Origin of the sequence: Ekhidna sp. (genome assembly GCF_965228795.1) — a bacterium.
GTDB lineage: Bacteria > Bacteroidota > Bacteroidia > Cytophagales > Cyclobacteriaceae > Ekhidna.
The window spans coordinates 1972676-1997759 of the sequence record NZ_OZ245839.1 but is presented as its reverse complement, the minus strand read 5'-3'; the positions used below and the strand labels follow the sequence as shown (position 1 = coordinate 1997759).

The window sequence follows — 25084 nt, the reverse complement described above, 5'->3', positions numbered from 1 at the left end:
CGCTCTCTTTAAAATTCAATTCAAAGTCCACAAACGGTAATTAAACCTGCTGCATTGGCTTGAACCAATTGGTTGAACTGTGGGAAGCTTGTGAGTAAGCCTCGCATAATAAGAATGGACCCGGACACTATAGCAATGATGGGGATAGATCGGGGAATCAGCGTTCTTAACCGACGAGAAAAGATATTTCCGGCAAAGGATAGTGTAATCAAAGCAGGTAATGTGCCTAGCCCAAATAATACCATAAAAGCTGCCCCTTGGAATGGATTTCCTAAAGCTACCGCCCCTGCTGCTGCCACATAGGTGAGTCCGCAAGGAAAAAACCCGTTTGCTACTCCACTGAGAAACCAGCGTCGTTTGGTTGAAAGATTTTTGGAGAGGAAAGATTTGAGAAATTGATAAAACCGAGACTCAAAATAGAACCGTTCCAATCTATGACGCACTGAAGGAACACCGTAAAGCAGAATTAATCCAAAGCCTAAAAAGAAAGCCAGAAACTTTTGAAGCTGCATTAATACTACAGTAGCTCCAAGCAAGCCCAACACTCCGCCAATGAGTACATACGCTAGAATTCTACCGGAATGATACAATGCAAAACCTTTCTTGGATTGTTTCGGACCCATAAAAGCCATCATCACCGGACCGCACATGCCTACACAGTGCAGACTACCAAATAAGCCGATGATGAATGCGCCAATCATTTGAGATAGATACTTGACTGTTGTAAATAATCCGTGTTGTTTGCTTTCCAGGCGATATTCACCCGATAATTACCCGACACAAGTTCTGACTTACTAATCTCTTGCTTTAAATCATCCCCATGCGATATGGAAAATGTCTTGTCGAATATTTTTCTGGAAGGATGGTAGAAGTGAATTTCACCCTTAGCCTCATCAGGAAAGGTCAGCAAAACAACATCTGACATTTGCTGCATCAGTACCTGCTTTTCGTCCTCGGCTGTATTCGATAGCTTATTCAGCTTTTGCTGGTAGGCAATTTCCTTTGCATAATAATCCTCCGCCACCAGATCAAAGTCTTCCTGAAATGCCCTGACCACCATATAACCGATGAAGGCCGCAAAGAGTACGAATGCTACTACTATTTTATTTCCCCAGTTCATGATTTTAAGTAGTTAGAGGTTAGGAGTAAGTAGTCAGAAGTTTTCATTTGCTTTTCAAACCCAACTACAGAACTCGATTCATTTTCCTTTCTCATTTCTCAATTCTTCATTGTCAATTATCAATTGTTCATTGTCCATTGATTAGTTCGTTGGTCCAAGAAACTTTGTCTCAACTGTCTCTACCAATTCATCGCCGGAGTACACGCCAATTTTCGCCATGGTGCTCATACTCTGAATATTCTTCGGGTTTATGATCACGAAAAATGCGCCTTGTCCGATTCCCTGCTTAGTGAGATCAATTTCACCACCCACCATTTCTATGCTTCCCTCTGGTTCAAGTAGCTTAAAATTCACATCCATGGCATCATTGGTTTTATTCACCATCTTCACCTGATAAAGATTAGTAATCATCCCATCTTCCCGTTCTTGGTAGAGCATTCCCGGTGTACGCATAATAGTCGTTTCAAAATCTGATCGAATAAGCAACAAGGTTACCAGTACGCCAACAAGCGCAATAAGTACTCCTGTATATGCCTTCATTCGGGATGTAAACTGAAAAGGTTTCTTTTCTGCAATATTCTCTTCAGACGCATATCTCACGAGTCCTCTTGGCTTTCCAATGCGATCCATAATTGAATCACAGGCATCTATACAAGCAGTACAGTTAATACATTCTAACTGTGTTCCGTTTCTGATATCGATACCGGTGGGACATACATACACACACTGTTTACAGTCAATACAATCACCTTTGCCTACCTCATCCCGATCCTCTCCTTTTCTGAATTTGCCTCGTTCTTCACCACGGACATGATCGTATGCCACCACGACACTTTGCTTGTCTAAAAGCACGCCTTGCAGACGCCCATAAGGACAAATGGTGGTACAAACCTGCTCACGCATCTGACTAAAAACCCCATAAAAGAGGCCTGTAAATACAACCATAGCAATGAACCCTGCAGTATTTTCACCTGGTCCCTCCTCTATGATGTTCCACAGCTCATCTACTCCTACCAGATATGCCATAAACGTGTGCATGATAAAAACACTGACGAGGATAAATAAAGTATGCTTAATGGTCTTTTTGGTTATTTTCTCCTTATCCCATGGTTGTTTATCCAGCTTTTTTTGAGCCATGTAATCACCTTCAATCCAGTACTCAATTTTTCTGAATACCCCCTCCATGAAAATGGTCTGCGGACAGATCCATCCACAGAAAATACGTCCAAAGACTACCGTAAAGAGTATAATAAATACCAGTGAGGCCAGCATCCCGATCACAAACAGAAAGAAATCCTGTGGCCAGAAAACCTGTCCGAAGATCACAAACTTCCGTTCGAAAATATCAAACAGCAAAAATGGCTGACCATCTATTTTTATAAATGGAGCACCAAATAAAAACAGGAGCAGAATATAGCTGACAAGTGAGCGATAGTTTGTGAATCTACCTTTTGGTTTCTTTGGGTAAACCCACACTCGCTTCCCTTCTTTATCCACCGTAGAAAGATGGTCTCTGAAGGTCTCCTCAGCACTCTCCTGCTCCTGATATATGTCTTTTACGTCAGCCATTTGGAATAATTCACACTTAATTAAGCCATCTCAAAGGGTTCGTCATTGCGAAGCAATCTTTACGAAATTTTGTGCTAGTATCCCTGAGCTAGCCGCACTTCGTTCGCTATGACGTTTCTTAATTTTTGAGATGGCTGATTTCTTTCTTTCTAACAACACTCACCCTCTTCCAACTCAGCTTCATCATCCACGTAATCCGGATTTGCCTCTGGATTTGGATCTGCCTCCTCCAACTCCACGTCCGCATCCGGGCTCACATCAGCTTCATGCGCTCTTTCAAATAAGTCTCCTTGTGGTTCCTTTGGATTGGCAGAAGTTTGTCCTTCCATCATATAAATGTAGCTGGCTACCTGTTGCATTTTCTTCGGTGACAGCTGCGCTTCCCATGCAATCATTCCTTTAGAAGGAACACCATATTTAATAGTGGAGAAAATAGCAGTCATATCACCTCCGTGAAGCCAGTATTTATCTGTAAAGTTTGGTCCAACTCCACCACCTCCATCTGCTGCATGGCATACTGAACAATTCTGTTCGTAAATGGCTCGTCCCGCATCCAAATCAACCGTTTCAGTCAACAAAGTGACATTGCTTTCATCAATCAGGTTATCCAGTGAAGCCAGATAAGTCTTCACATCCTCTTTTGCCTGAATCATCTCAGCTTGAAACTCTTCGTCCTGAGTAGGTCCAGTCCCTAATACTTCGTAGTTGATCAGGTAAACCACCCCGAAAATAATGGAAACATAAAAGCCCCATAGCCACCAAGGTGGAAGGCGATTATCCAATTCCCTGATTCCGTCATATTCATGGCTAGTAGCCACTTCATGTTCCTTGGCTACCGGTACTGAAGCATTCAAACGATTCCAGAATCTTCTCCAGAATCCGACTCCTTCTTCTCCCTCAACAGCTGGTATTAATTCTTTCTCTTCCTCTTCAATTCCCATCTCCGCTTTCTTCAACTTCAAGACTACTCTCAAGGCCACTAGCAAGGTGTACATCGCAATAATTGCTACGAAAGCTACCACCACAGCAAGCCCCAATACCAGCTCGATCTGATACTGCTCGGAAAAAGATTGTTGCGAAGCTTCTTCCTGGGCCATGGTGAGTCCAGGTATCGCAAAAATGAGTGTCAATAATATGTATTTAAGCTTGCTCATGGTCAGTTTCGTTTTCGTTCAACGGAATATTTGAAATGTCTTTGAATAACTTCTTGTCCACTTTCAAAACATAGATTGTCAACGCTATGAAGAAGACGAAGAAGATGACAAAGGAGATCACGGGATAGATCTCTATCCCCGCGATTGTCTCCATATGATGTTTGATAAATTTTAACATGACTTCTAATCTTTATAGGTTATTCACCGGCTTCTGCTACGCCTTCCACATTTTTAATATCTGTTCCCAGTCGTTGCAGATATGCAATCAGCGCAATGATTTCAGCATCACTGCTCATTTTAATGCCCTCCAGCTCGAGTCCCTTCGTGATCAAAGCTGCCTGATTCTCTGCATCTGCTACCGCCTGCTGATCATAACCTTCCGGATATGGCACACCTAATGTCTGCATCGCTCTGATCTTAGCTGGGGTTCGCTTCTTGTCCCACTCCTGCTCAAAGAGCCACGGATATGGAGGCATGATTGATCCCGGTGACATACTGGTTGGATCCAGCATGTGGTAGAAGTGCCAGCTATCCGGATATTTACCTCCTACTCTGTGCAAGTCCGGTCCGGTTCGCTTGGAACCCCATTGGAATGGGTGATCATACACAAACTCACCCGCTTTAGAATATTCGAGATCAGCCGGATCGTATCGCATCACCTCAGAACGGAATGGTCTAATCATCTGTGAGTGACAGGTGTAGCAACCTTCTCTCACATAAATGTCTCTTCCATTTAGCTCTAATGGTGTATATGGTTTCACAGTAGAGATAGTCGGCACATTGCTTTGGATCAGGAATGTTGGGATAATCTCAATAGCTCCACCAATAGCGACCAAAATCAAACTCCACACGAGCATTCTTACCGGTTTCCATTCGAAAATTCTTCTGTGCCAGTGTTCGCTCTTCTCTGGCTTGTAGTCTTTCATCAATGGTGCAGCTTGAGCCTCAGTGCTTGGCTGGAATTTGCCAGAACGTGCGGTTTTAACAAGGTTAAATACCATCACAAACACACCACTTAAGTATAGCAATCCTCCGAATGCTCTTAGCGCATACATAGGAATGATCTGAGTCACCGTCTCAAGGAAGTTGCTGTAAACGAGCGTTCCATCCGGGTTGAATTGCTTCCACATCAAGCTTTGAGTAAACCCTGCCCAGTACATAGGGATCGCATAGAATAAGATACCCATCGTACCAATCCAGAAGTGAACATTGGCCAGCTTCTGTGAGTGAAGCTTCGTCCCGTAAAGTTTTGGAATGAGATAATAAAGCATAGCGAACGTTAAGAACCCGTTCCACCCAAGACCACCTACGTGTACGTGAGCCACGATCCAATCTGTGAAGTGACCGATCGCATTTACATTCTTCAATGAAAGCATCGGACCTTCGAAGGTGGCCATACCATAACAAGTGATGGCAACCACCATAAATTTCAAAATCGCATCTTCTCTCACTTTATCCCATGCCCCTCTCAATGTCAAAAGGCCGTTCAACATACCACCCCAGGATGGAGCAATCAACATCACTGAGAAAACCACACCCAATGATTGCGCCCAGTCAGGTAACGCATTGTATAACAAGTGGTGTGGGCCGGCCCAGATATAGATAAATATCAATGCCCAGAAGTGAATGATCGAAAGTCGGTACGAGTAGATCGGACGGCCTGAAGCTTTCGGGATGAAGTAGTACATCAAACCCAGGTATGGTGTGGTCAGGAAGAATGCCACCGCGTTGTGGCCATACCACCACTGCACCAATGCATCTTGAACACCTGCGTACCATGAATAACTCTTCATGAAGTCGATCGGCAACTCAAAAGAGTTGACGATATGTAGCATGGCTACCGTCACGAATGTAGCGATGTAAAACCAAATGGCTACATACAAGTGACGCTCCCTTCGCTTGATGATGGTCATAAACATATTCAGACCGAACACAACCCATATCAGTGCAATGGCAATATCAATTGGCCATTCCAGCTCTGCATACTCTTTACCGGAAGTCATTCCGAGAGGAAGCGTGATTGCTGCTGCCAGAATGATGATCTGCCATCCCCAGAAGTGGATCTTGCTCAGCAGATCGCTGTACATCCGTGTTTTACACAATCGCTGAAGGGAATAATACACACCTGCAAAAATTCCGTTCCCCACAAAAGCAAAAATCACCGCATTGGTATGCAGTGGCCTTACTCTCCCGAAGGTGGTGTATTGTAATCCGAAGTTGGCTTCCGGCCACACGAACTGGCATGCAACAAGAAGGCCCACCGACATGCCGACAATTCCAAAGATCGTTGTTGCGATCAGGAAATTTCGAACCGTGGTGTTGTCATAGTGAAAGGTCTCCAGACCTACTTTTTCGTTGTTTTCTGACATTGGTCACTCGATTTATTACTACTCTTACTATTTGTTTGGACCGAAGGTCCTTCCTCGTCAAAGAGGATCCGAACGGATGGTGTATAGTCATCCTCAAACTGTCCCGACCGTGACGCCCATAAGAACGCTGCAAGGAAGCTGCCTGCCAATAACAGGCTACATGCAATGAGGATAAATATGACACTCATAATTCGATGACAAGATTAGCGGAGTGTCGCAGGCTGGTTCATGAGGGGTGTTAGTCAGGTTACTGATTTTTATCAGGTACCCTCAATTACACCAATGTACACCTCCCGCTAATTGAAATTAAAAATTAATGAAAATGAAAGGACAATCAAAGTCATGGATATGTGTTGCCTCCTTATAAAGTCCAGCATGACGCAATAGAGAAAGTGTCATTTCGAACGAAGTGAGAAATCCATACCTATCTCCTGCTTCAAAGGAAAAGTTAAGTCTGGCCATTAATCTTTATTCCCTCACAGTGATGCTGCCATCTATTCCAATGTCGTCTCAGACGACCAACCAAGCACTCCCGGATTGCAAATCCGGAAGAACCCCGGAACCCACTCTTTGGTTAAGATTTGAAAGCAATTAATAAGGAGTTGATAAATTGTTCTGAGTATTCGTAACACTTTTCTGTATCCTTTAGCATCTTAGCATCAAGCTTAGCACTTTGAATATCTCGATTTTTTTTGAAAGACTCTATTAATAAATTATCTCTTAAATATCCTTCATCAATAGAATAAGTATCGTACCAATCCAAAATCTCATTGACGTAATCCCCAGAATGAACAATAGAATTTCTCTCTCCTCTATTTTGATCTAACTCTTTTGCAAATTCTAATAATACTTTTGATGAAAAATGTGCATTGCCTAGTTTATTAGAAAATTGAAGCCAATTACAGTATCTCTCTTTAATGCCAAGTTGAAAAACTGTGTTACCAAGTTTCGAACAAATATCCAAGGTAGATACAATCCTTATTTGATGATTTTCATAAGTGTACTTAAGAAAGTAATAAGACTCGACATTATTTCTTTTTAGAAATTCATCAATCCCATCTAGCTTAGTTGAGTTTTTAATGATTCTTAGATCGTAAAGATGATATGACAGTATTTGAATTTTTTGAAAAATTTCTAGAGTCCATTTATCTTTATTATTTCGTTGGTGAAAGGGTACATGTTTAGGTTTCCCCTCTTTATCTATAGAAAGAGAGTTCTTAAGTGTATCCCCAATTCGAGAACTAAACTCCTTCCAAAAATTTGTTTTGTCCAACCAACCTAGAGCATCTGACATATCCATAGTCTAATTGCAATTTAATTCAATCCTAAATTCTCATTTCGTTCGAAATGAGAAGAAGATGCTGAAACAAGTTCAGCATGACGCTCAAGGAGAAATATCAGTTTCAAATATTCAAGGTCATCCTGAACTTGGTTCAGGGTCTATCATAAACATTGAATCGTTACCTCAAATAAAAACTCATCCTGACCAACATCATCTATCTATACGATGATTGTCATTTCTACACTCCTCTTTTCTCAGGAGAATTGCAGTTGTATTTAAAAAAACATTATGACAATATCATCTCAACAGATTATTGGTGAATTAGTAGCCAAAGACTACCGAACAGCCAGCATTTTCAAAAAAAGAAACATTGACTTCTGTTGCAATGGTGATCGTACCATTGAAGAGGCCTGTGATTTGAAAAACATCAATATTAATGAAGTAATAGACGAGTTGAACGAAGTGATGAATGACTCTGGGACATCCACAGATTATATTGCAAAGCTTGCTCCTGAAGACCTTGCTGATTATATCATTGAAAAACATCACACTTATGTAGAAAGGCGACTACCGGAAATAAAAACTTACTTAAAAAAAGTCGCTGCTGTTCATGGAGAACACAACCCTGAACTCATCAAGATCCGGGACTTATTTGAAGCTTCATCCGGGGAATTGGCTAAGCATATGAAAAAGGAAGAAATGATATTATTTCCATTCATACGTAAAATGGCTAAAGCTAAAACATCAGGAGAGCCGTTAGACGCTCCTCACTTTGGAACCGCTGAAAACCCTATCCGCATGATGAAGGAGGAGCATGCTAACGAGGGTGAGCGTTTTAGCGAGATAGCCAAACTCAGTGGCAATTACTCCCCTCCAACACATGCATGCAATACATACAGAGTAAGCTATGCCATGCTCCGTGAGTTTGAAGAAGATTTGCATAGGCATATACATTTGGAGAACAATATTTTATTCCCAAAGGCATTGGAAATGGAGAAAGAACTATTTGGGCACAGTCAGAAAGATCACATAAACGCCTGACGGGGATCATTTCCAAAACAGGCAATTTTGATCATTTTAGTATCCTAAATAAATGATCATGGAATTATCAATTTACCTCGCCCGTACATTTGGTGTCATTTACCTGGCTGTTGGATTAGGTATGTTCTTATACAGAGAAAGCTACATTCTACTGTTCCGTAGACTTACGGAAAGCATTGATTTTGTATTGATGGGTGGGTTCATCGCTGTGGCCAGTGGTATGGCAATGGTTACCTACCACAACCTCTGGGTGAGTGACTGGCGTGTGATCATTACAATCGTTGGATGGATCGCATTAGTCAAAGGCATAATGTTGCTAATAATGCCGGGGTATATACGTACCTTTAGAGGGGTCCTCCTGGTTCGCTATGGAAAGTACTTAACGGTGGCCATTTTGCTTTTTGGATTAGCACTCTCATATTTCGGTTTTTTCTAACTCAATGGATATACGTGTAAAATTCTTAGGTGGAGCAAAGTCAGTGACCGGCTCAAAGTACCTGATCACGGTCAATGACTTCCATGTATTGATTGACTGTGGCCTGTTTCAAGGCTTAAAAGAATTGCGATTGCGAAATTGGGATGAACTACCAATTGATCCGGAAAAAATCGATTGTGTGTTACTCACTCATGCCCACATTGATCACTCCGGATACATTCCCCTCCTTTACAAAAATGGTTTTGGCGGAAAAATACACTGCACTGAGCCTACACAAGAGCTCGCGGAGATCTTGCTAACCGATAGTGCGAAGCTACAGGAAGAAGAAGCTGATTTTGCCAACAGAAAAGGATACTCCAAACATAACCCGGCAAAACCTCTTTATACGGTGAGAGATGCCACAGAGGCACTCAATGCTTTTGAAGCTCATGCATTTGACCGGCCTTTCCGAATACATGATCAAATCGAAGTTCGATTCTTTCATGCCGGTCATATTTTGGGTGCTGCGAGTGTAGAACTGAAGATTTATACCAGTCAGGGTGTTAAAGTCATTGTGTTTTCAGGAGATCTTGGACCCATGGATGGCCCTTTACATGTAGCGCCTAAAAATCCGCCTCAGGCAGATGTTCTATTTATAGAGTCCACCTATGGTGCCAGACAGCATAAAGATGTAAATCTTGAGAATGAGCTAAGAAAACTCATAATTGAAAGCGACAACAAAAGAGGTTGTATCGTTATTCCTGCCTTTTCCGTTGGTCGTACACAGCTCGTGCTCTACTACCTCTGGAAGATCTTTCAAAACATAAAATCCCGGCCGGTATATGTGGATAGCCCCATGGCAATCAGTGTAACACAACTGTACAAACAATATGCAAAGTATCATCGACTTTCCAGCGATAGCGAATTTGGGCATCACATCTTTGATGCACCATTTGTTCACTATGTAACAGAACAAAGTAAATCCAGAGTACTTAACACAATCAAAGATCGAGCAATTATAATCTCCGCCAGTGGTATGGCTACCGGTGGACGGATTTTGCATCACCTTTATCACAGATTACCAAATAAACAGGACATTGTTCTTTTTACAGGATTTCTGCCTGAAGGTACCCGTGGAAGGGATATCGCTAATGGAGAACAGTCTGTAAAGATATTTGGAGAAGATGTTTCGGTGAAGGCCAATATCCACGTACTGGATGGCCTCTCTGCCCACGCTGATCAGGATGAGCTTGTTGAATGGGCCTCCCACATCCATGAACAACCCAAAATGACATTTCTGGTCCACGGCGAAGAGGAACAAGCAGAAGTATTAAAAGAGCGACTGAACGGTAGAGGTTGGAATGTAACAATCCCTGGCTACCTGGAAACTTTTACACTCTTTGATCATGTTTAATCCTTCGACAAGCTCAAGAGGACACTAAAAATTATAAGAAATGTCAAAGTTTAGTGAATTAATTAATGGTGACCAACCGGTGCTGGTAGATTTTCATGCCACCTGGTGTGGTCCGTGCCAAACCATGGCACCTATTCTTGAGGAGCTAAAGACTGAAATTGGCAGTAAGGCTAGAATCATAAAAGTAGATATTGATAAGAACCCGGCTGCTGCACAGAAGTATGGAGTTCGAGGCGTTCCCACATTCATTCTATTCAAGAAAGGTCAGCAGGTGTGGAGGCAATCCGGGGCTATCCCCAAACATATGCTGGAGCAGGCAATCAGCCAGGAGAGCTAATTTAAACTGCTTCTACCTCAACTATCTTTATGATGGGCTTCATGATTACCTCTGACTTTATCGAATTGGAAATCAGGCAAGCTTTCTCTGATTTCTGTAGCACACGCTCAGCTCGCTCTCTCTCCTTTTCATCGTAAATGGTAACTGTAGGTTCCAGTATAATTTGAGACATCAAAAACTTACCATCTATCTTCTCCAATTTACCTTTTGACTGACAGCTAAAGTTTTCAAATTCAAGTTTTGAATTTTCGGCGATCGCCAAAAATGTGGTCATTAGGCAACTACTGACAGATGCAGTAAACAGGTGTTCTGGTGACCAGATGCCAGGAATGCCCTTCGGAAATTCCGGCGGAGTAGCCACATCGATGCAGCTATTAGCTTCTTTATTCAGCTCAGGCGAGCACATTACACCTTTCCTATCCTGATTCCAATTGATGTCTACATTGTAAAAGTGTGAGTCCATTGTGTTTACTTTTTTGTCAAAGCAAAATTGGATTGAAGACTGGAGCCATTTCATGATTTAGGTCATTGGAAAGGTAGATTTAGATCATCTAATAGTCTAGTTGCTTTTAATTCCATTCAATTGATCTTGGAATTTTTTCTTATAACTACGAGAAAGGCGGACCTCCTCGCCTCCATTCATTACCACCCTATCAGCAAACAATATCCGTGCATGATTAAGATTGATAACATAGCTTCGATGAGTCTGAATGAAATTAGGTGGAAGAGAATCTACCAACTGACTCAGTGAATTTCGGTCGATCTCCTTTTGACCTTCTTTAAAGTAAAACTCCAGGTAGTGATCGTCCGATTTGATATAAGAGATATTATCTATGGAGACAACTGCCTTACTATTAAGTTTCAAGTATCCATTTCGAATGACCTCTTCTTTTACCTCCATCTGACGTTTGAGTTGCTCATGCTCTTGCACCACCTCTTTGCTCTTAGAAAGCGTCTGTTTCAGTATTACACCCATTGCAATTGATAATACAATCACCTCGATTAAGAAGCCCAACTGAATAGGATCGAACAGTAATTTATCTTCTCTGAATAATCCATAGTCCATAAGGATTTTACCAACGATCGCTGAGAGAAACAGCGAATATGCAAGCAAAAACATTCGTGACTTGAAACGATTAACCTTTCGGTGATGTATAGCCGCAGTGAAAGCAAAAACCACAGCTATTAAAAACAAGGAATACCTAAGAAGAAATAGGTTAGTTGCATATTCTACATATTTATCCGGCCAGGTAATCCAAGTAATCGCACCAATCACAAAAATGATCAAGACTACATCCATAACCTTATGAAATCGTGGCAATGATTCTTTGGTCTTAAAGAACGATCTGACATAAAATATCAGCATCATGATGGCTAATTGCCCTGCTGCAGCCAGCAAATGCCGATTAAACTCTGGAAATTCAGAAACTAAAAATTGGTAACTGTACCCCAACCTGGTAAATAACCATAAAGCAAAAGAGAGCACATACAATGAGTAAATCTTGAAAACAGATTTATTAACAATAAAACCCAATGCCATGGCACTGATTGAAATCAGTAATATAAAACCGAAGTAAAGGCTGTATTTCAGGTTTGAATTGAAATACTGCTTTTGATAGTTGGCCGCTTCGTATACATAGATCGGAAAACGCATGGTGGAATTATACTTCTGGAGATGCATTAGGTACTCCGCCGTATCACTATTGGAAATTGAAACAGGTAAGACAAAATTCCTGGCTGAAACGGGACGCTGATCAAACGCGTATTGATCGCCTGTCTGGTACAAATTATGGATAGTGTCTTCTCTCACCTCAAACAAATCCAGATAGTCCAGTTGAGGGTAATCCAATACAATAAATGCATCTTTCGACTCCTTATCGCTATTTACTATTTGGAAGGTAAGCCAATAGCTATCCTCCGGAAAAGTCATTCCTGCATTGATTTTCAGGTTCGTTTCTGGCATTGCTCCTTTCCTGATCTGCTCCAATGCTTCAATACCGGAAAGTGTTTCAGAGGAGTGGTAAACCCTGATTTTAGCATTGATCATCTCCCCATCAAATGTCTCCAAGTCTATTGCCTCTTGGGAAGATAAATCGCCAATGGAAAGGATAGAAAAAGCAATGAAAAAGAAAGCAGTTTTTATGCTGAGATGCATTTAAATTCTAAATGGTCGATTGCAAGCTACAATTACATCAAAAACAAACCTTAAAATTATCCTTAAGGTTCGGTTTTTTTAGTCAAGCATTAAGAAAGTATAGATGGATCTTTATGAAATTGAGTTGAATATCATTCAATTCAATCGATTGCTAAACCACGCTACCATCAAAGTCACAAAACCCACCACAGTCACCGAGCTTATCGGCATCAGAATAGCCGAAATAAGAGGTGTCAAATGTCCACTCATGGCGAATGAAAGGCCAACGATGTTGTAAAGAAAAGAAATACCAAAAGCGACAAAGACAACAAAAATCACACGCCGTGAAAAGTGTAGAACTTTCGGGATGCTGGTGACTTTCTCCGAAGTAAGAATAGCGTCACACGCCGGAGAAAATTGATGAATATCTTCCGCAATAGCGACACCTACTGATGCCTCGTTTAAGGCACCCGCATCATTCAGTCCATCCCCCACCATCAGGTGATTTGCTTGATGGTCTTTGATGTAAGTCAGCTTGTCTAGTGGTTTCTGACCAAAGTGAAGATCATCAAAATACGGCTGTAAAATCTTTTGCTCTCCTGTATTATCCCCTGACAAAAGTGTCAGCTTATATCGATCCCTCAGCTGTTTAAGAAGATCAAAGACTCCTGGACGGTAAGCTGATTTGATGATGAAGCAGCCGTTCCTATCATTTACTCTTACATAAACCCGTGATTCGTTTTGTGAATCGTCAGGCTTTATTTCCAAAAAATCGGCTGAACCAACCTTAACATCAATTCCTTCTACCTCTGCCTCAAATCCTTTTCCTGTGATTTCCTTAAATTCAGTAATCGGTAGCTTTTCAACCGATGGCAATTCATTGTGTATCAATCGACTCAAAGGATGTGCGGAATTACCCAAGGCAGATCGCAAACACTGCATATCCTTACTTTCAATCACATCACCTTGATAAGTGATTCCTGCCTGTACCATGGTGAGTGTTCCGGTTTTGTCAAAAACAATCGAATCCACTTTTGCCAGGAACTCTATTACCTCCGCGTTTTTAAGATAAAGCCCCTCCCTTCCCAGCTTTCTCATTGCATGACCATAGGCAAAAGGCAGTACCAGTGCCAATGCACACGGACAAGCAACAATGAGGACGGCAGTCACCGAATTCCAGACCAAAGCCGCATCATTGAACCACCAAAAAACACCGGTTGCAATAGCTAAAACGATGATAGTTAGTGTAAAATACTTGCTGATTTTATCAACCCAGGTATGTAAGTCCGCCTGATCCTTCTTTTTGAATGAATCTGTATTCCACAAGCTTGTCAATTCACTATTATTAACTGTCTGGCTTAGCGCTATCGATAATTCCGTTCCTTTTTGCCTGCCACCGGCATATACCTGTTGGCCTTCAGACCGGCGTTCAGGCTTTGACTCACCCGTAACAAAACTGTAATCAATATTTCCCCGACCGGACACCACCACACCATCAGCCGGGATCAGTTCATCATTGTGAATGACTACTACATCTCCTTTTTTAAGCTCTCTCAACGGTCTTTGAATTTCTTTTCCATCTACGAGACAGGTGACAGACACAGGGAAATAAGAAGTGAAATCCCGATCAAAGGAAAGTGCCTGATAGGTTTTGCTTTGATACCATTTCCCGATCAAAAGAAAAAACACCAACCCTGCCAATGAGTCGACATACCCCATCCCAACACCGGAAATGATCTCATACGAACTACGCCCAAAGAGTGTGAGTATACCCAAAGCAATTGGCACATCGATATTTAAATTACCGTATCGAATCCCCTTCCAGGCTTTTTGAAAATAATCACTTGCAGCGTACAATACCACAGGAAAAGCCAGGGCAAAATTGATCCAATTGAATACCGTTTTAAAATCATCGGTCAAAAGGAAATTCCGATCAAGGTATTCCGGCATACTCATTAGCATGGCATTGCCAAAGCAAAAACCTGCCACCGCCACTTTGGTTCCAATGTTTGACTTAGCAACTTGCTTTTTGGTTTTGTCCAGACTGCTGAGTGAAATGCCCGGTGCATACCCCAGTTGTGACAGCAACACTGCCAGGTCCTTAAGCGATTTCTCATTGTGATCAAACGTGACCGTCACCTCACGCTTCACAAAATTCACCTCTGATCTGATAATCGTCTGATCCAGTTTCGGCAAGTGCTCCAGCAGATAGATACATGAGCTGCAATGGATGCCCGGTAGAAACCACTTGACTACTGATACATCATCACTTTTGAAACGCAGTAGTTGTTTCTGGATATCTTCATTATCAAGAAAAGCGTATTTGCGTTCAGCTTTTAGTTCCGATAAAGATTTGTTCTCTTTAGAGGTTTCAGAGTAGTATTGGTTGAGGTTGCTTTGATCCAATAGTTCATAGACTGCCCGGCATCCATAGCAACAAAAATGATATTCGTTTGCCTGAATGGATTCGTCACAAGGGTCTCCACAATGGTGACACTTAAGTGCTTCAGCTTGCAATAGCTCCATGCGAAGTTCGATTCGGAACGATCATGACTGGTACGCCGCTTTCCTTGATCACTCTGACGGTATGACTGCCAATCTCATTATCGTGCCCATTACTATTGATTCCCACAATCACTAAGTCAAAGTTATGATCTTTAATGAACTGCATCATTGTCTCTTCTACGTTTCCAGACAACACCACATTCTGAATACGATCATCTGAAAGATCTGAGATATCATGCGACAGTTGATTCATCCGGTGCTTTACTTCTTCCAGTTGACTATCATTCACTTTAGGTCCGTTTTTATGGGCGTATTTTGAGGATATCGGATATATATGCAAAAAGGAGATGGTTGCATCTCCGTAAATTCTTGATAACTCCACTCCTAGCTGAGCCGCTTGCCAGGATGCAGGAGAAAAGTCCGTAGGGATGAGTATACTTGATATCACGCGCAGTTCATTTAAGATTCAAAACTAGAGTGCTGAATGCTTGTGCAGATTGACATTCGTCAATATCACCCTTGAATTTTGTCACCTGACTAAACTGAGTTTACTTTGGTTTAAATGAGAAAAATGAAGATCGGCAGTCAGGATATCGTATCAAATGAAGGACTAGAATTACTAGAAAGTCTTTTCAAAAGCTCCGGAGAAGGTATTATGCTATTTAATCACATCGGTGAAGTGGTAATGGCCAATCCTCGTGCAAGAGAGATGTTTGGGTATGAAGATGGAGAAGTGATTGGTCAAAAGGTAGAGAAGTTTGTTCCCAAAAAATCTCAAAAAAAACACGTTGATTATCGAAATAATTACATCAAACACCCGGAACCCAGACGTATGGGTATCGGTAGGGATTTAGCTGGGCTAAGGAAAGACGGCTCATCATTCCCTCTGGAGATCAGCTTGAGCTACATGCAACATAACGATGAGAAACTTGTGGTTGCATTTATTACTGATATATCCATAAGAAAAGAGAATGAAAGAAAGCTGGAAGAGCAACGTAAGAAATTGGAGGAATATACGACTGAGCTAGAGCGAAAAGTGAAAGCCAGAACAAGTGAGCTGGAACATATGAACCTCGGGCTTCAGAGCCAGATTCAGGAGCGAAAACTTGCAGAAGAGGCGCTTAAACAAAGTTTAGAGGATTTGAAAAAAGCTGAGCAAGAGATTTTAAAATCGCTTGAAAAAGAAAAAGAGCTGGGTGAGCTAAAGTCCCGATTCGTATCCATGGCAAGTCATGAATTCAGAACCCCACTCACTACCGTACTTTCTTCTGCTAATTTGATTGCGAAGTATACCGAATCGGACCAGCAGACAGCACGGGAAAAACACATAAACCGAATCAAGAAAAGCGTAGAAAATCTTACCAACATTCTTAATGATTTTCTGTCACTGGAAAAGCTGGAAAGCGGTGCTCAGAAAGTAATCTTCGCTCAAGTAAACCTTGAGGAACTGATGCAGGAGACGATTGAAGATATGAGTCAGAACCTCAAGAAAGATCAGGAAATAAAATTGTCAGGCACAGCACGTACTATCCAAACTGATGAGCATATCCTGAAGAATATCTTATTCAATTTAATATCCAATGCGAGTAAGTATTCTTCCGAGGGAGATCCGATTGAAATTAATCTTGAGGAGGACAAAAATTTAAAAATCCATATCGTGGATCATGGGATAGGCATCCCGGAAGCAGAGCAGAAAAAAATGTTCGAGCGTTTCTTTCGAGCTGCAAACGCCACCAACATTCAAGGAACCGGACTTGGTTTAAATATTGTAAAAAAGTATGCAGACTTGCTGAAAGGTGACATTTCCTTCACAAGTACCGAAGGTCAGGGAAGTACGTTTACGCTTACTCTCCCACTTAGCTAGCCTCCACAGTAGATTTTCTCTTTAGCAGATATATAAGTGGACCCACTATTGGAAAAATTACTACCAGAGTGAACCACAACGCTTTCCTATTGTTGGGCATGCGTGCTAACAGCACATTAACCATGGCAAACACAGCGATCGCTGCTGCGAATAGTGATATGTATAACCAGTAATTCATGACATTTTTGCTTTTAACCAAATTAAGAAGGTTTACCCCGTAATTATGCTGAGTTTCCTTAACGCAGGAACTGATTATCGTCAGTCTTTTGTAAATTGGCGTCAACTGAAAATCATCAACTTTCTATGAGTAAGCATCGTATTCTAGTTATTGAAGATCAAGAAGATGTGAGAGATAATATTGTGGAGCTTCTTGAGCTTTCCAACTATCAGGTCGAATCCGCACCTAATGGCAAAGAAGGAGTGAAAAAAGCCCTGGCTTCTCCACCGAATTTGATTCTGTGTGACATAATGATGCCTGAGATGGATGGGTATGAAGTACTCTATATCCTTTCAAAAAATCCTGAGACAAGTTCACTTCCATTCATCTTTCTAACAGCCAAAGCAGAAAAGACTGATTTCCGGAAAGGAATGAACATGGGTGCTGATGATTACATCACCAAGCCTTTTGAAGAAATGGAGCTTTTAGGTGCCATTGAGCGTAGGCTAAAAAAATATGAGGAGCTTTCAAAAATCTCTGAGGTAGAAGAGCTAGTGGAGCATGCATCCAACTATCAGAATATTAAAGACCTGGAAAAAGAGCGTAAAACACAGCAGTATAAGAAGAAAGAAATCATATATCGTGAAGGAGATTTCAGCAATTTCGTCTACAAGATCATCAAGGGTAAAATCAAAACCTATCATATCAATAACGATGGGAAAGAGTTCATACATGACTTGCGTAAGGAGGGAGACTTCTTAGGTGAGCAATCCATCATCCAGAATTCATCAAGGACTGAATTTGCTGAGGCAATGGAAGACACGGAAGTAATGCTCATTCCAAAAGACGACTTTCAGGAGCTTATATTTAAAAATCGGGAAATATCAGGGCAGTTCATTAAGCTTCTCTCAAATAACCTCTCTCAGCGAGAAAAGGAGCTGATGGAGATGGCATACAATACTGTGAGAAAGCGTACCGCTGACTCATTGATCAAGCTTTATGAGACCTATGCCAACGAGGATAAAAAAGTTACTGTAGATGTTTCTAGAGCAGATTTAGCCGGTATGGTGGGAACTGCTACAGAGTCAGTTATAAGAATCCTTTCGGAATTCAAAAAAGACAAATGGATTGAGATAAATGGCAGTGCCATTACCATTCTGGAGCCGGAAAAAATTCAGGGAGTTAAGTTTTAAATAACTCCGGTCAGCGTATATCAAACCTCTTATAAAGAAGGATTATGGTGTCAGCTGACACATTCGATGATCCCCATAGTGGGCGTGATCTAGCGCGCCAAACAAACCCATTTATTGTTACATTCTCAGATTTGTATACTGCTCAACCGGAGTAGTGACAAAGGTAAGAGATTCAGATAATTTCTGATTCTTTATTACTGAATCCAACTCATAAAATCACTATTTCTCATAACGCTATTGGCTATCAGTTTACTTACTGCTAGGCTTGAGCTGGTTAATTATTGTGAAGAAAATGCCTTATTACAAAATAGGATACATATTCTATTGATTTAGTAAGCATTTTCTTTTCTTCCTCACTTATATTCGCCTTAAAAAAATCCATTTTAACATGGTAGAAAAGATTTTCTCTTTTTTTATATCACTCTTAATTGTGCTATATGCACATGCCCAATCAAACTACATCGATACTGATACTTCAAGATTGGTAGGGATTGATATTATCGCTGGAACTCCCAAAGAAAACGCGCAATCGATAGTTGTGCGAGAAGGCGATGCATACAAAAAATTCTCCCCATATGATCTTACAGGATATGGTTTAGAAAATGGACAACACTTTAAAGCTTTCGATATTCAAAGTAACAGCGAAATAAAACGATACTTCCTTAAAGAATTAGTTTCAGGAAAATTAAAAATCTATTATTTAATCCTGGAGGATGGCAAAGAGAGTTATTTTATATCTAAAAATGATTCTATTATTATTAAAATACCAATGGCAACAGATGAATTTGTTCCGTTGATCAAAGACTGTGTCAGAGATTGTAATCAATCTGTAAAAGATGTGAGTTACTTAAGACTAAATCAAAACAGTCTAAAACGGTTTTTTAATGCTTATAATGGTTGTACCAGTATACCTCTACCCAGAATAAGGTATGGGTTTAAGATAGGTGTTTCAAGTGCGAAATTTGTTTCAGACTATTCTTCGTTACCCCAGCTTCAATCACTCCCGGATAGAGCAAGTTATTTAATTGGTTTTAATGTAGACGTTCCAGTAGATGTAACTAACAGCTCTATTCACTTTGGTTTATTAATCAAAGATTATGGTAGTGTTTATAGCTTTTCTAATACACAAAATGAATATGATCTTATAATAGATGATATTTCAATGGAAATTCCTGTTTTATATCGATATACTTTTCTTCACTCTAAATTTAGCCCGTATATAGAAATCGGGTCGATTTACTCTAGATCACTCAAAAGCAAGAATTTATTATATACGTATAAATCTATACAGAACAGCGTTTTTATTGATAAAGAAAAAATAGCTCTTAATAATAAATTGGGATATGGTATTGGTGCTGGTTTTATATCGGACTACAGCAATAAATTATCCTGGTATTTAAACATTCGTCTGTCAAGTCTTAATAGCCTTGTAGAAGATAATTTCCAATTCAACTTGAAAGAAAGATCAATATCACTTGGTATAATTTTATGAAATTTTATTTGAGAATATATCTATTAGCATTAAGTATCATTATTACCAGTTGTTTGGCTGAAGAACCTAGCCTTCATACATTTCCAATTATTGCGACCTTAGCACCATTTGAAGTTAATCAGGAAACCATAACCTTGAACGGAGAAATTACAAAAGAAGGAATCGATAAAATAGATTCCGTGGGGTTTGTGTGGACTATGAAGGAATTCAATTCTGATTCTTTCTCAATAATTAGAGAATATATTCCAAATCAATTTAATAGAACAATCGACTCTAGCTTTCACGAGGGATTTTCCTATTCGATTAGAGCTTTCGCTAGGTCAAATAATCGATTTATTTATGGAAACGAGATTGAAATAATTAGTAAAGGAACGAACAAAAGTTCTTGGACTCTTGAATTAGGGCAGACAGTAATTGATGGTTATGGAAGTTCATTCGGAATCAGTGACTCAAGATATGGCTATGTTCTAGTTCAGAGTGGAGAAATGTACATTTTTGACCCATTCACGAAGGTATTATCTTATGAAAATAAATTTCCCTTCGGAGGTGATACAGGAACGAGAATCACATCTATAGAACATAATGGAATCTTGTATTTCATGAGCAACAATAGTAGAAATCTTTATACCTATGCAAATGGAGGGTTTAAAATAAAGTCACAGATGCCGTTCAATTATAGTCGATATGGAAACTATTATCATGGACATGCACATGATAATAAAATTTATATTTTAAATAGCCACCAATCATATTCATATGATTTAGAAATGGATGAATGGAAAAGAATATCATCAATTTCTGAGTCTTCTTCTTATGGAGGAGTTTCTCTCGGTAAAGATGCTTTCATAATATGCTATGACAAATCAATTTGGAAGTTTAATCCTGAATCTAATATTTGGTCTAAAGTTGCTACATACCCCGGAAAAATTGATGGATTAGAACCTTTCGTTTCATTTTCTTATGATCGAAGAATTTACTTTGGGCTTCACGGCGGAGAAACAGACCTTTGGTCATATGATCTAGTAGACGAAATTTGGAATAGAAAACGTTTTCCACTTAAAGCAATCATTGAGCCTGCTTTTTTTAAACTTGAGAATAAGTTGTATATCCTAAATTCTGGAAATAAAACTAAGATAATTTCTTATGATTTAGCAAACTCGTCGAACTGAAATCTTAATGATCTTTTCGAACCAGTAGGTTTAAGAGAACTGTTCGCTAATTCTTATCCGAATTTGTTAAGCAAATAACTCATTTAAGTGGGTCTTCAAGAGTCCCACAGAATAGCCCTCCACATCAGGTTACTCCTACGATTCATCCATGCCGCACCACCCCTTGTGAATCTCCCTCCTGTCGATTTCGAACCATATTGTCTCTTGCACAAGTCGTTGACGGTCCGTCGCTGCGGTTCTCTTCCAAAAAGACATAAAAAAACCCTGACATAATTGTCAGGGTTTCAAGAGCCCCCAGTCGGATTCGAACCAACGACCTACTGATTACAAGTCAGTTGCTCTGGCCAGCTGAGCTATGGAGGCAATATTTTCTAAAAATGTACACCTCTCGTTTGAGGTGGGGATTCCAAGTCAGTTGCTCTGGTCGAATCGTCGAACCGCAGCTGAGCTATGGAGGCAATATACTCGTTTATGATTCCCCACATTCGAGGCGTTCAAAACGGTTTGCAAAAATAGCAGTGTCCAGCTATTTCGCAAATCTATTTTTCAATTTTGTGCAGAAATTGCTGCAAGTTGCGATTTTAATTCTTCCAACTCATTTTCTGCCTTCTCAATCTTTTCCTGCATATCGGCTTTTAACTTATCTGCAGTAGCAGAATCAGCAAAAAATTCCATGTTCGTATTCCAGGTCGAAATGTCATTTTCAATACTGGAAATTTTTCTCTTGATCGAGTGTTCCTTACGCTGAATTTTTCTATCACCCCCAGGCGTGTTTTTCAAACGACCCATTTCGATATGGTTTCTCAAGTCCGTACGGTCATCTTCATGAATTGCATCGCAGGAAAGAATCTTCTTCTTCACCTGATCAAAACGATTCCTTATTTTCTTGATTGCATTTTTCGGAACAAAACCAATCGAAGTGTAATTGTCCACTAAATCGTACAAATTATCCAAATCAACTTCACTCCCTGATACGGCCTCTTCCAGCTGGTCGCATATTTGCAACTTGAGTTTCAAGTTCTCCTCATATGCCTTAAACTGCTCTTTATTCTGATCCCTTCTTCTATTGAAAAAATGATCACATGCCGATTTAAACTTTTTGTACGTCTCGTTCCGCACTTTTTCAGGAACAGGTCCAATATCTTTCCATTGCGCTTGCAGGTGCTTCAGTTTGTCAGCCGTTGAATTCCACTCCTCACTGTCCTTTATCGCCTCGGCTTTCTCTACCAGCTCAAGCTTCTTTTCAAGATTTTCTTCCCTTTTAGACTCTAGCTCCTTGAAGAATTGGTTCTTATTCGCAAAGAATGCTTTAAACGAATTCCAGAAAGACTTATTAGTTGCTTTGGCTTTCTCACGAGGCACTCCACCAATTGCCTCCCACTTTTTCTGAATCTCCAGAATCTCTTTTGTCTTAGCGTTCCACTCTGTTATTCGATCAGAATTAAACTGAGTAAACGCCTCTACTTCTTTTATCAGCGCTTCTTTCTTGACCAGATTCTTCTCAAACTCTTCTTTTAAGTGCTCGAAGTATTCTTTCCTCTTAGCATAAATCGCATCCGAAGCTGCTTTAAACCTCTGCCAAAGTGGCTCTTGATTTTCTTTAGGTACCGGGCCTATATGCTTATATTCTTCATGAAGATCGTTGAGTTGGATTATTGCAGTTTTCAAATCATCCATTGCTGCAAGAGCCTCTGCTTTTTCGCAAAGCTCCTCTTTCAACTTCATGTTTTTCTTACGGTCAAGATCCTTAAGCTCAAAATAGATGCTTCGGTTGTCGTAATAACGATCCAACAAGGCATTATAATTAGCCCAAAGCGTTTTATTCATGGCGCCAGGAACAGGACCTACTTTTTTCCACTCGGATTGAAGTTCTCTGACGGAATTGATACTCTCAGACGATTCCTCGCCATCAACAATTTCTCTAAGCTGCTCAAGAAGACGTTCCTTTTTCTTAAGATTATCCTCTTTTTGATTTTCTAAATCTTTGTAGTGCTTGTTTCTTTTAGCCTTGAGTTGGCCATAAAGGGCTATAAATTCTTTGTCTAGTTCATCACCATGGTATTCAAAGGCATCTGCTTCATTTCCATCAGTTACAAACTTTTGAAGTGCTTCATTTTTTGAGACTTCATATAGCTCATCAAATCGCGGTTTGATGGCTTTAAGTACCCGATCAAGCGACCGAATATTTTCTTCGTTTTTTACTTCTCTGATTTTGGCAACTAATTCTTCCTTATCAGCATGCTCAAAATCCAACTCCTCCTCTTCATCATGATCATCGCCTTCCTCCTTCTCTTCCGTTGAATCTTCAGATTCTGTTTTAGAAGCTTCCGCTTTATTTTCTTCAGCAGATGTATCTGCTTCTTGCTTTTCCTCTACAGGAGGGGCTTTTTCTTCAGCAGAAGGTGCTTCAACTTCTTCCTCTGCTTTTATCTCCTCAGAGGGAGTTTCTTTTTTTACTTCTTCCTGAGATTGCTCAGCAGCTACGTCACCTTTCGATTCTTCCTCTTCTACTTCAGGTTGATCTTCGTTTCGCAATTCAGCTTGATTCTGAACTTCCTCAGGCGTTTCATTTTTAGTTTCTTCCGAAACGTCCTGCAATTTCTCGTTATCCATTATGGAACCAGTTACTTTTCTCTATGACACAAAGCTAACCAAATACCCTAATTCATCCGGGGATCTTTTGGATAGTTAGACATTAGACGGTATTTACCGCCCATGGTTTTTAGACACTCCTTCCATAGGTCTTGGTTGTCCCAGTCAAAAATCATTTCAGGGGTTGTATTTTTCAATACGATCCATGACTTAGCTTTCATTTCATCCATCAGCTGACCGGCAGCCCAACCTGAGTAGCCTACAAAAAACCGAATATCTTCAGGTTGAATACTTCTGACATTCATCATTTCGGTCAGTTTATTGAAATCACCACCCCAATAAACACCATTAACTACCTCTCTGGACGATGATACCAGTTCCGGTTCACGATGCACAAAATGCAATGTGTCGCGCTCCACCGGGCCTCCTAAAAAAACCTTTCCCGGGTAGTCACCAACCTCATCCACAATTTCACCAAGGACAAGATTAGCAGACTTATTTAAAACAAAACCAAACGTACCATTTTCATCATGCTCACATAAAAAAACGACGGTCCGCTCAAAATTGGGATCCGGTAAATAAGGCTCTGAAATGAGTAAATCACCTTTCTGTGGTTTGATAATCTTATCTGATGAAAAATAATCCATTAATGTAATGCCGGTCTAATAGGAAGTTCGTCCAAAATCACTCCCTCCTTTTGTTTCATTTCTTCCAATCTATTGTATACGTCATCCTCTTCAAAATAATTCAGGGCCATTCTTACAAATACCTCTCCGTGTCTTGCTTCAGAAGCCCAAAGTCGATGATAAAACTGCTTTAGTTCACCTTCATCCAGTGCCTCATAAATCAAGCGAAATCGTTCTGCACCTCGTGTCTCAACAAGCGAAGCTAACAATAGGCGATCCATAAAGCGCTCCTCTCTCCCATCTCTGCATATTTTGAGTAGCTTTTGGATATACATATCCTTCGGAATCTCATGATTGAGCTGCAAGCCTCTCTTTTCCATGATTTCATAAACATCTCGAAAGTGTTCTAACTCTTCAACAGAGGTGTCAATAAGTTCCGGAATGATTTCCGTTCGATTAGGGTATTTTGCAACCAGACTCAGTGCCATTCCCGAAGCTTTTCGCTCGCAATCAGCATGATCCTGGAGAAAGGCATCAAAATCATTTAATACCGCCTCTACCCATTCTTTTTTTGAATCTACCGTCAAGTCAATTCTAAACTTCATCGTTCGTTTCTTTTAACCTTTTTACCTTCGCTTCAGTTGAGTTTCA

At 40.4% G+C, this 25084-nt stretch carries 24 protein-coding genes and 1 tRNA gene; 8 read left to right on the top strand and 17 right to left on the bottom strand.

What is annotated here, in order from left to right:
• Positions 1 to 20 precede the first annotated feature (20 nt).
• The 8 genes from ACQK2H_RS08975 to ACQK2H_RS08940 form a co-directional block, all read right to left on the bottom strand.
• Entirely contained in the window at positions 21 to 701 is a 681-nt protein-coding gene (locus ACQK2H_RS08975; protein WP_425391097.1) for a sulfite exporter TauE/SafE family protein, read from the bottom strand.
• Positions 698 to 1120, bottom strand: a complete 423-nt coding sequence (locus tag ACQK2H_RS08970; protein WP_425391096.1) for a FixH family protein — start codon at positions 1118 to 1120, stop codon at positions 698 to 700. Before ACQK2H_RS08970 ends, ACQK2H_RS08975 begins: the two co-directional genes overlap by 4 nt.
• 141 nt (positions 1121 to 1261) lie before the next feature.
• Positions 1262 to 2689, bottom strand: coding sequence for a cytochrome c oxidase accessory protein CcoG (gene ccoG / locus ACQK2H_RS08965; protein ID WP_425391095.1), 1428 nt, complete (start codon positions 2687 to 2689; stop codon positions 1262 to 1264).
• A 149-nt stretch (positions 2690 to 2838) separates the two neighbouring features.
• The gene (locus ACQK2H_RS08960; protein ID WP_425391094.1) at positions 2839 to 3843 is read right to left on the bottom strand and encodes a cbb3-type cytochrome c oxidase N-terminal domain-containing protein; all 1005 of its coding nucleotides are present in this window, start codon (positions 3841 to 3843) and stop codon (positions 2839 to 2841) included.
• Entirely contained in the window at positions 3830 to 4021 is a 192-nt protein-coding gene (locus ACQK2H_RS08955; RefSeq protein WP_349567115.1) for a CcoQ/FixQ family Cbb3-type cytochrome c oxidase assembly chaperone, read from the bottom strand. Before ACQK2H_RS08955 ends, ACQK2H_RS08960 begins: the two co-directional genes overlap by 14 nt.
• Positions 4022 to 4040: 19 nt before the next feature.
• Positions 4041 to 6212 (bottom strand): cytochrome-c oxidase, cbb3-type subunit I, encoded by a 2172-nt coding sequence (gene ccoN / locus ACQK2H_RS08950; RefSeq protein WP_425391093.1) that lies wholly within the window; start codon positions 6210 to 6212, stop codon positions 4041 to 4043.
• Positions 6188 to 6400, bottom strand: coding sequence for a cbb3-type cytochrome oxidase assembly protein CcoS (ccoS, locus tag ACQK2H_RS08945; RefSeq protein ID WP_425391092.1), 213 nt, complete (start codon positions 6398 to 6400; stop codon positions 6188 to 6190). The genes ccoN and ccoS overlap by 25 nt, the downstream gene beginning before the upstream one ends.
• A 386-nt stretch (positions 6401 to 6786) precedes the next feature.
• Entirely contained in the window at positions 6787 to 7506 is a 720-nt protein-coding gene (locus ACQK2H_RS08940; RefSeq protein ID WP_425391091.1) for a Cthe_2314 family HEPN domain-containing protein, read from the bottom strand.
• A gap of 276 nt (positions 7507 to 7782) precedes the next feature.
• Between ACQK2H_RS08940 and ric the strand changes: the two genes are divergently transcribed.
• From ric to trxA, 4 genes are read left to right on the top strand one after another with little or no spacing between them, the layout of a single operon-like run.
• Positions 7783 to 8535, top strand: a complete 753-nt coding sequence (gene ric / locus ACQK2H_RS08935; RefSeq protein ID WP_425391090.1) for an iron-sulfur cluster repair di-iron protein — start codon at positions 7783 to 7785, stop codon at positions 8533 to 8535.
• A 58-nt stretch (positions 8536 to 8593) separates the two neighbouring features.
• A complete protein-coding gene (locus ACQK2H_RS08930; RefSeq protein ID WP_425391089.1) occupies positions 8594 to 8971 on the top strand; it encodes a hypothetical protein in 378 nt (125 codons plus the stop codon).
• A gap of 4 nt (positions 8972 to 8975) precedes the next feature.
• Positions 8976 to 10364: an MBL fold metallo-hydrolase RNA specificity domain-containing protein gene (locus ACQK2H_RS08925; RefSeq protein WP_425391088.1), complete on the top strand. Its 1389-nt coding sequence runs from the start codon at positions 8976 to 8978 to the stop codon at positions 10362 to 10364.
• Between the two features lie 40 nt (positions 10365 to 10404).
• A complete protein-coding gene (gene trxA / locus ACQK2H_RS08920) occupies positions 10405 to 10701 on the top strand; it encodes a thioredoxin (protein ID WP_425391087.1) in 297 nt (98 codons plus the stop codon).
• A 1-nt stretch (position 10702) separates the two neighbouring features.
• On the opposite strand, the gene ACQK2H_RS08915 is transcribed toward trxA, so the two are convergent.
• The 4 genes from ACQK2H_RS08915 to ACQK2H_RS08900 all read right to left on the bottom strand — a co-directional run bounded on the left by ACQK2H_RS08915 (position 10703) and on the right by ACQK2H_RS08900 (position 15788).
• Complete coding sequence (locus ACQK2H_RS08915; protein ID WP_425391086.1) at positions 10703 to 11164, bottom strand: OsmC family protein; 462 nt, start codon at positions 11162 to 11164, stop codon at positions 10703 to 10705.
• Positions 11165 to 11260: 96 nt separating this feature from the next.
• Complete coding sequence (locus tag ACQK2H_RS08910) at positions 11261 to 12856, bottom strand: 7TM diverse intracellular signaling domain-containing protein (RefSeq protein WP_425391085.1); 1596 nt, start codon at positions 12854 to 12856, stop codon at positions 11261 to 11263.
• Positions 12857 to 12991: 135 nt separating this feature from the next.
• On the bottom strand, positions 12992 to 15361 hold the full coding sequence (locus ACQK2H_RS08905; RefSeq protein WP_425391084.1) for a heavy metal translocating P-type ATPase: 2370 nt from the start codon (positions 15359 to 15361) through the stop codon (positions 12992 to 12994).
• Entirely contained in the window at positions 15342 to 15788 is a 447-nt protein-coding gene (locus ACQK2H_RS08900) for a universal stress protein (RefSeq protein ID WP_425391083.1), read from the bottom strand. Before ACQK2H_RS08900 ends, ACQK2H_RS08905 begins: the two co-directional genes overlap by 20 nt.
• A gap of 114 nt (positions 15789 to 15902) precedes the next feature.
• On the opposite strand from ACQK2H_RS08900, the gene ACQK2H_RS08895 reads away from it, so the two are divergent.
• Complete coding sequence (locus ACQK2H_RS08895) at positions 15903 to 17204, top strand: ATP-binding protein (protein WP_425391082.1); 1302 nt, start codon at positions 15903 to 15905, stop codon at positions 17202 to 17204.
• Here the strand turns inward: ACQK2H_RS08895 and ACQK2H_RS08890 are convergent.
• On the bottom strand, positions 17197 to 17382 hold the full coding sequence (locus tag ACQK2H_RS08890) for a PLD nuclease N-terminal domain-containing protein (RefSeq protein WP_425391081.1): 186 nt from the start codon (positions 17380 to 17382) through the stop codon (positions 17197 to 17199). The two genes, ACQK2H_RS08895 and ACQK2H_RS08890, sit on opposite strands and share 8 nt — an antisense overlap.
• A 125-nt stretch (positions 17383 to 17507) precedes the next feature.
• Between ACQK2H_RS08890 and ACQK2H_RS08885 the strand changes: the two genes are divergently transcribed.
• The 3 genes from ACQK2H_RS08885 (at position 17508) to ACQK2H_RS08875 (ending at position 21215) form a co-directional block, all read left to right on the top strand.
• The gene (locus ACQK2H_RS08885; RefSeq protein WP_425391080.1) at positions 17508 to 18554 is read left to right on the top strand and encodes a response regulator; all 1047 of its coding nucleotides are present in this window, start codon (positions 17508 to 17510) and stop codon (positions 18552 to 18554) included.
• A 388-nt stretch (positions 18555 to 18942) separates the two neighbouring features.
• Positions 18943 to 20046, top strand: coding sequence for a hypothetical protein (locus tag ACQK2H_RS08880; protein ID WP_425391079.1), 1104 nt, complete (start codon positions 18943 to 18945; stop codon positions 20044 to 20046).
• 53 nt (positions 20047 to 20099) lie between these two features.
• Entirely contained in the window at positions 20100 to 21215 is a 1116-nt protein-coding gene (locus ACQK2H_RS08875) for a hypothetical protein (RefSeq protein WP_425391078.1), read from the top strand.
• 289 nt (positions 21216 to 21504) lie between these two features.
• Here ACQK2H_RS08875 and ACQK2H_RS08870 read toward each other — a convergent pair.
• From ACQK2H_RS08870 to ACQK2H_RS08855, 4 genes are all read right to left on the bottom strand, one after another.
• Positions 21505 to 21578 (bottom strand) — tRNA-Thr (locus tag ACQK2H_RS08870).
• Positions 21579 to 21761: 183 nt separating this feature from the next.
• Positions 21762 to 23828 carry a DUF349 domain-containing protein gene (locus tag ACQK2H_RS08865; RefSeq protein ID WP_425391077.1) on the bottom strand — a complete coding sequence of 689 codons (2067 nt, stop codon included), beginning with the start codon at positions 23826 to 23828 and terminating at the stop codon, positions 21762 to 21764.
• 47 nt (positions 23829 to 23875) lie between these two features.
• Positions 23876 to 24454 carry a YqgE/AlgH family protein gene (locus ACQK2H_RS08860; protein WP_425391076.1) on the bottom strand — a complete coding sequence of 193 codons (579 nt, stop codon included), beginning with the start codon at positions 24452 to 24454 and terminating at the stop codon, positions 23876 to 23878.
• Entirely contained in the window at positions 24454 to 25038 is a 585-nt protein-coding gene (locus ACQK2H_RS08855; protein WP_425391075.1) for a tRNA-(ms[2]io[6]A)-hydroxylase, read from the bottom strand. The genes ACQK2H_RS08860 and ACQK2H_RS08855 overlap by 1 nt, the downstream gene beginning before the upstream one ends.
• Positions 25039 to 25084: the final 46 nt, after the last annotated feature.